This window comes from Pseudoalteromonas sp. SWYJ118, from assembly GCF_015864505.1.
GTDB classification, from domain to species: Bacteria; Pseudomonadota; Gammaproteobacteria; order Enterobacterales; family Alteromonadaceae; genus Pseudoalteromonas; species Pseudoalteromonas arctica.
In genome coordinates this window covers 108,539-115,139 of the sequence record NZ_JADYXC010000014.1, presented here as the reverse complement: position 1 = coordinate 115,139, position 6,601 = coordinate 108,539, and the positions used below count along the sequence as shown (strand labels likewise).

6 protein-coding genes are annotated in these 6,601 nt (G+C 38.6%); 5 read left to right on the top strand and 1 reads right to left on the bottom strand.

Going from position 1 to position 6,601, the window contains the following annotated elements; all coding sequences use genetic code 11:
• The first annotated feature begins 386 nt into the window (after positions 1-386).
• The 3 genes from I6F48_RS13840 (at position 387) to I6F48_RS13830 (ending at position 2,559) form a co-directional block, all read left to right on the top strand.
• A complete protein-coding gene (locus I6F48_RS13840; RefSeq protein ID WP_165729525.1) occupies positions 387-806 on the top strand; it encodes a DUF3429 domain-containing protein in 420 nt (139 codons plus the stop codon).
• A 532-nt stretch (positions 807-1,338) separates the two neighbouring features.
• Complete coding sequence (locus I6F48_RS13835) at positions 1,339-1,740, top strand: hypothetical protein (RefSeq protein WP_197119665.1); 402 nt, start codon at positions 1,339-1,341, stop codon at positions 1,738-1,740.
• 3 nt (positions 1,741-1,743) lie between these two features.
• Entirely contained in the window at positions 1,744-2,559 is an 816-nt protein-coding gene (locus tag I6F48_RS13830; protein ID WP_197119664.1) for a class I SAM-dependent methyltransferase, read from the top strand.
• Positions 2,560-2,586: 27 nt separating this feature from the next.
• Here I6F48_RS13830 and I6F48_RS13825 read toward each other — a convergent pair whose 3' ends face one another.
• On the bottom strand, positions 2,587-4,191 hold the full coding sequence (locus I6F48_RS13825) for a GMC family oxidoreductase (RefSeq protein ID WP_197119663.1): 1,605 nt from the start codon (positions 4,189-4,191) through the stop codon (positions 2,587-2,589).
• A gap of 102 nt (positions 4,192-4,293) precedes the next feature.
• Here I6F48_RS13825 and I6F48_RS13820 point away from each other — a divergent pair, with 102 nt between their 5' ends.
• Together I6F48_RS13820 and I6F48_RS13815 are read left to right on the top strand one after the other, a co-directional pair.
• Positions 4,294-5,304 carry an AraC family transcriptional regulator gene (locus I6F48_RS13820; protein WP_165740015.1) on the top strand — a complete coding sequence of 337 codons (1,011 nt, stop codon included), beginning with the start codon at positions 4,294-4,296 and terminating at the stop codon, positions 5,302-5,304.
• 38 nt (positions 5,305-5,342) lie between these two features.
• Entirely contained in the window at positions 5,343-6,329 is a 987-nt protein-coding gene (locus I6F48_RS13815) for a Gfo/Idh/MocA family protein (protein WP_165725025.1), read from the top strand.
• The last annotated feature ends 272 nt before the right edge of the window (positions 6,330-6,601 follow it).

Genomic DNA, 6,601 nt, shown 5'->3' with positions numbered 1-6,601 from the left:
ATGTTCGTTAATCATAATGTGCCCTCAAATAAGATTTGAAGATCTGATCATGACATTGAGATTTAGTTCAAAAAAATCCCCGCTAATTTCTTAGCAGGGATTTGTGTATAAGAGACAGCTTTAAGAGGCTTTTTAATCTGATAAAACGATAAGTATCATCTCCCAGTAAAAATAAAATAGGCTAATCATCAGCCTACCCTACATATTGTATTACTTTATATTTAAAGAAATAATAACAATGAAGATCGAGTGCTTTATCTACAACGTTTAATCAATTAATACCTCTACACTATTTAGTAGCTCGCATTTATTGTAAATCCACTTTACTTATAAAATACTGCTACAATAGCCGCGCTTAAAAACGTTCAAACACAAGGCACACTGTTATGGAAAAATTTGTTAATCACATTCAACTAGGCTACCTAGGGCTACTTCCTTTTTTAGGCTGCGTGGCATGGCCGCTTGTGTTTGGTAGTAACAGCGTTAACTTAGAGTTTTTTACTTTTTACAGTATCGCCATTTTAGCATTTATGGCAGGTAACTTGTGGCGGGCCGGAGAGCAAAGCTATAGCAATGCAATTAAAGCGGTATTACCTGTTATCCCAGTTCCATTTTTATCATTTTTACCTGTAGAGTGGGCACTCGCTTGGTTAGGTGCTAGTTTTTGGTTAGTACTTATATTTGAAAAAGCCACTCCACAATGGAAAACCTATCATAAAGATTATCAAAAAATGCGCTTTGTGCTGACCTCCGTTGTATTTGTTTGTCACATCCTAACTATTGGTATGAGTATTTACCCTAAGTAACCTGAGCTCTGGATAATAAATCTATCTCAAGCAGCTATTTTCAGTGTTAAGTGCGTTGAATTTACTTGCAATAGGCCCGCTATTGACGCGTAAATTCGCCTTGTTCTCACAGAAAATCTCTGGCTAGAGAAAATAAATTCAAATATCACTACAATTCAACGAGTTAGCAAATCTCTTAACTAAGGCCTATTGACCTTTCAGGATTAAAATTTGTTCAATCTAGGGGCGATTTAATCGCGGCGTGAGGTTTGTAACCTAGTGGGCTAAGTAAAAACCGAGCAACAAAGAGTAAATTGCCCCTAGGCAGAACCCTTCGGGCAGCGCATGTTTGGCATTTATGCTGCGTTATCGCCTATTTATGGGGAATAACCACACTACATAGGCTTTGCCTTGCCTAAATACCAAACAGTCTGCTGCAAATTTAACCTCGAAAGATAAACAGGCCCTAGAGTTCAGGTTAAATAACAGCTGTAAACTTAAATATTGCGTGGTAATAAGGTAATATCCGCGCACTGCTATTTGAGGACACACCATGATTGACCAATTACGAAAACAACTTGATGAACTTGGCGAAAACTACGTAGAAAAAAACGCGACATTTAAAATCAAAGTGATCCCATTTTTTTGTGCTATCCGCATAAAAAAAGATCATAAAAGTGAAGGTCGTTTAAGCTTTTATTCAAGTCAATTACTCGAAATTTTCTTAGTCGTCTTATTTTTGCTATTTGGTTTAACACTCTACGATACAGATGCAGGATTTACTCACGGCCCTATTCATATTGCCTTTGCCATTTTAATTACCTTTAATCTTATTATTAAACAAATCGCAATTGAAGGGTTAAAAACCAGACTTGCGTTTCATCGTTTACTAGCAAAAGACTCACAAACAAATAGCGATATAAATAATACTGCTACAAACATAAACGCTAAATAAAATATGTATTTAAATCCTCAATGGCGAATACTCACCGTAGGCGATGGCGATTTATCTTTTTCGAACGCTATTTACACTCATCTATCGCCAAAAGCTTTGGTTGCATCCACTTACGATGACCAAATGACTATTGAGCAAAAGTACCAGCACAATGCACTTAGCAACTTAAAAGCCCATAACGTTGAGATACTTAATAGTTTTGATGTAACAAATCCCGCGTGTTGGCAAACTCTAAGTGAAAACCAGCACAGCTTTGACGTGGTTATTTTTCAGTTTCCGCTTATACCTGCGTTTGTTGGTCGTGAAGCATTTGAAAACAACACGCGCCAAACCAGTATGAACGTATTAAACCGCGCTTTACTGCATCAATTTATTAAATACGCTAACGAATACGCGCTTGATAAAAATGGTCCAATGCTGTGTTACATCACTTCAAAGGATGTAAAACCTTATCGAGAATGGAATATAGAAGGGAGTTTAAATAACGGTTTAAACGCTGATTATTTAGGCCAAATCCCGTTTGATATTAGCCATTTTGAAGGTTATAAAATTCGTAATGTTGACCGCGACAAACACGTAAAAGACACCAGCGGCATAACTTACGTTTTCAGCCCAAAAAGTATTGATACACATACTAGCGAATTAAGCTCACGTCTTACCAAACCTGCATACTTAACATCTAACCATTGCTCCCTTTGCCGCGTTGGACCTTATATGGCAAGCGAGGACGAAACCAAGCATCTAAACGCTAAAAAGCATCAGCAAATGCTACATCTTGAAAGCGATTGGCAACAATGGCTAAATGAGTTTTATAGCTAATTAATAGCCCTACTACAGTTTATTTAATTACACCTTTTCGTGTTTAATTAAATCAGCTGCTTTTTCAGCAATCGCAATTACCGGTGCATTTGTGTTGCCGGTAATAATGGTAGGCATAATCGACGCATCGACTACGCGTAAGTTACTTACCCCGTGTACTCGCAAATTAGTATCCACCACTGCCATTGAGTCCTGACCCATTTTACATGTCCCGACTGGGTGATATTCGGTATCTGCAGTTTGGCGTATAAACTCAATTAGCTGATCATCATTATTTATATCAAGCGGGTAGACCATTTTACCGCGTATGTTATCAAAAGCTTTGCTTTGCATAATAGTGAGTGTTTTTCTAAGGCCTGCAAGCATTACAGTTAAATCATCTGGATGGCTTAAGTAATTAGGGTCAATAAGTGGAGCACTACGCGGGTTGTTATCGGCTAATGTAATAGTACCTCGGCTTTTGGGGCGCATAATACTGCTGTGTATACTGTAACCATGCCCAGTGTGTAATTTACGACTATGATCGTCCACCAGCCCAATTACAAACTCTAGCTGCACATCGGGCGCTGGCGAGCCTTCAAATAATTTAATAAACGCGTGCGACTCTGCAAAGTTACTGGTTAATCGCCCTTCTCGTTTACTAAACCAATTAACACAGCCTTTTATAATGCTGGCAATGCCTAACGGGCTTATACCAAATGTTCCCTTACTTGTTTTTGATTTATAAAGTGGCACTACCGTTAAATGATCTTGTAAATTAGCGCCAACACCTTCAAGTACGTGCTTAACCTTAATGTTATGTGCACTTAACTGCTCTTTAGGGCCAATACCTGAAAGCATTAATATTTGCGGCGAATTAATAGCGCCAGCACTAAGTATTACCTCTTTTTTAGCACGTAAATTAATAACCTCTTTATTACGCTCTATTTGCACGCCTTGCGCTATCTTTTTGGTTATATTTATTTTATTAACGTGGCTATGGGTTAATACCGTTAAATTTGGGCGGTTTAAATGCGGTGTTAAATATGCTTTTGCTGCACTACAACGCTCGCCATTGTGTTGAGTTACCTGCGATAGACGTGCGCCGCTTTGCTCTTTACCATTTATATTGTCGCTTAAGTTAACGCCCTGCTCAGCACAGGCATTTAAAAAATACTGGTTTACATCGCTTGGGTTACTTAGCTCTTGTACATGTAGCAGACCCTTTGTCCCGTGCAGCTCATTATTTATAAACGCTTTATTGTTCTCAGCTTTAATAAAGTACGGAAGTAAACTATCAAAATCCCATCCCGTGTTGCCATTAGCCGCCCATTGGTCGTAATCGTACTTATTACCTCTTATGTAAACCATTGCATTAGTCGAGCTTGAGCCACCCAATACTTTGCCACGCGGCACAAAACCGCATCGGTTATTAAGCTCTTTTTGTGGCACCGTATTGTAATGCCAGCTATTTATGCCATAAGGCACACTCGCTGCTATGCCTGCTGGCATTTGCACAAATACACTGTTATCACTGCCGCCAGCTTCAATTAAGCACACACTTACATTTTTATCCTCAGACAATCGCGATGCCATAACGCAGCCGCCACTACCTGCGCCAATCACAATGTAATCAAATGTTGTATTGTTCATGGTGTACCTTAATAAAAGTTTTAAACGGCTTTTGCAGTAATAGTGCATAGAAAAATTCAACAAAACTTGATATTTTTAGACATCGTTTATTTGAGGTTAACCATGAGCAGCCTAATCAGAGCCACGTCATTACAAGGTATAGATACCCTAATTAGCGAATTTGGCGGCGATCCGCATGAAATAATGCAAAACTGTAATATTAGTAACGTTGACTTTAAAAATCTCGACAACCACTATTTACCTTATCGAGATTACGCTGAGCTTTTAGAATACTGTGCTTGTAAGTTCAATTGCTCTAGTTTTGGCCTTAAGCTTGCTAGTAGACAAAATTTTGATATTTTAGGACATATTGCAATAGCTGCCAAAAGTAGTACTAATTTAGGTGATGCACTTAATTGGGTTATTAAATACCTTCACTTGCACAGCCCTGCACTTAGCTTAAACTCGCACCCTTTAGAGAATGATAAAAGCTTGTTTTTATCATTCGAAATTAATTTAAAACCATTACCGAACATCAACCAAGTGATTGAGCTAACCATTGGTTTAGCATTGGCTGTTATTAAAAAGCTGAGTAATAACCGCTGCAAACCAATTAATATATTTTTGCCAAAAAAATTAAGTACTAATACTCGTGCCTATAACACTTACTTTGGTTGTAACGTTATAGAGCATCGCAACAGCGCTGGTATTGTAATCTCAAAAAGTGATTTAACTCTTGAGCTTGATCACCCTGAACTAAATAAAGTACAAGCGGCGCTAAGCTTCTTGGCAAAAAACAAAGAACACACACAACCATTGCCCAACCAAGTTAGTGCACTAATTAGGCCTATGCTTCCTATTTATCAATGTAGTAACCAAACTATTTCAGCTGCGCTGGGTATGCACCCGCGTACTCTGCATCGAGAACTTATCAAACATAATACGAGTTTTGTAAAACTTAAAGATGCCACTCGTCGCGCTTTAGCTGCACACTATTTAGCGCAAAACCAATTTACAATCTCAACCATATCTGAGCTTTTAGGGTATCAGGAGCAAGCAACGCTAAGTGTTAATGTTAAACGCTGGTTTGGGTGCTCTCCTCGAGCATATAGGACTAAAAAAATGTTAAACTAAACGCTCTTATTATTTTTTATTTAAGCTAAGGAGTGAGCATGAACTTTGTTATTGTTGGCACCAATTTTATTAGCGACACACTGTTAGCCGCTGCAAATACGTTAAACGATTTTAATTTATATGGTGTGTGCTCGCGCGCAGTATCAAGCGGCGAAGCATTTTTAGCCAAACACCCACAAAATGCACAAGCAAAAATTTTCACCTCAATCGAGCAAGTATGCCAAGATCAAAATGTTGATGCTGTCTACATAGCCGCCCCTAACAGCTTACACAAACAATATGCCGTTATGTGCCTAGAAGCGGGTAAACATGTCCTTGGCGAAAAACCATCAGCAGCCAATTCTAAAGAGCTTGCAAGCATTATAGCTACAGCAAAAAAACATCAGCGCCTTTACATGGAAGCCATGATGACCACTCACTTACCTAACTTTGCACGGCTGCAACAGGCAATGGTAAAAATTGGCACACCACGTAAATATATTGGCCAGTACAGTCAATATTCATCGCGTTACGATAAATATAAAAATGGCGAGCGTCCAAATACGTTTTTACCCGAGTTTGCTAATGGTGCTTTAGTTGATTTAGGGATTTACCCACTGTATTTATTAATTGCACTTTGGGGAGCGCCGCAAAGCGTAAGTGCCAGTGGCGTATTACTTGATACAGGTGTAGATGGTGCGGGCGATGTATTACTAAACTACGCTGATAAACAAGCCGTTATTAGCTACTCTAAAATATCGCAAGGCGACAACATAACCGAAATACAAGGCGAGCTTGGACGCATACGAATAGAAGCCGTATCGCAACTCAAAAAGGTGGAGTTTATTGCTAATAATGGTGAGGTAGAGGTTATATCCCAGCCGTTTGATGAGCACTTTATGAAATACGAAGTTGAACATTTTATGGCGTTAGTGAAGCAAAATATTCTTGAGTCACCCGTTAATACACATATTTTAGCCAGTAACGTAATGAGCGTACTTGATGAAGCTCGCAAACAGCTTGGGGTTGTGTACCCTAACGACTAACTAAATAAAATATGGGCGTTAACCAACGACAGTTAACGCCCAGAAGAAAGCTTAAATAGCTCTCGTACAACGACACATTTTACAAAACACACTTTACAAACACATTTAAAAATAGCGATCCCCATCCATGGGCAATCAAATACTTCTACAACAAACTTAACACTAACAACCCAAAATCGGTTTATTACCAATATTTATTATTCAATAACCTTAAAACTAACCTAACACATAAAAACATTACCAATCAAGCTAGCCAATTGCATTATTTTAAA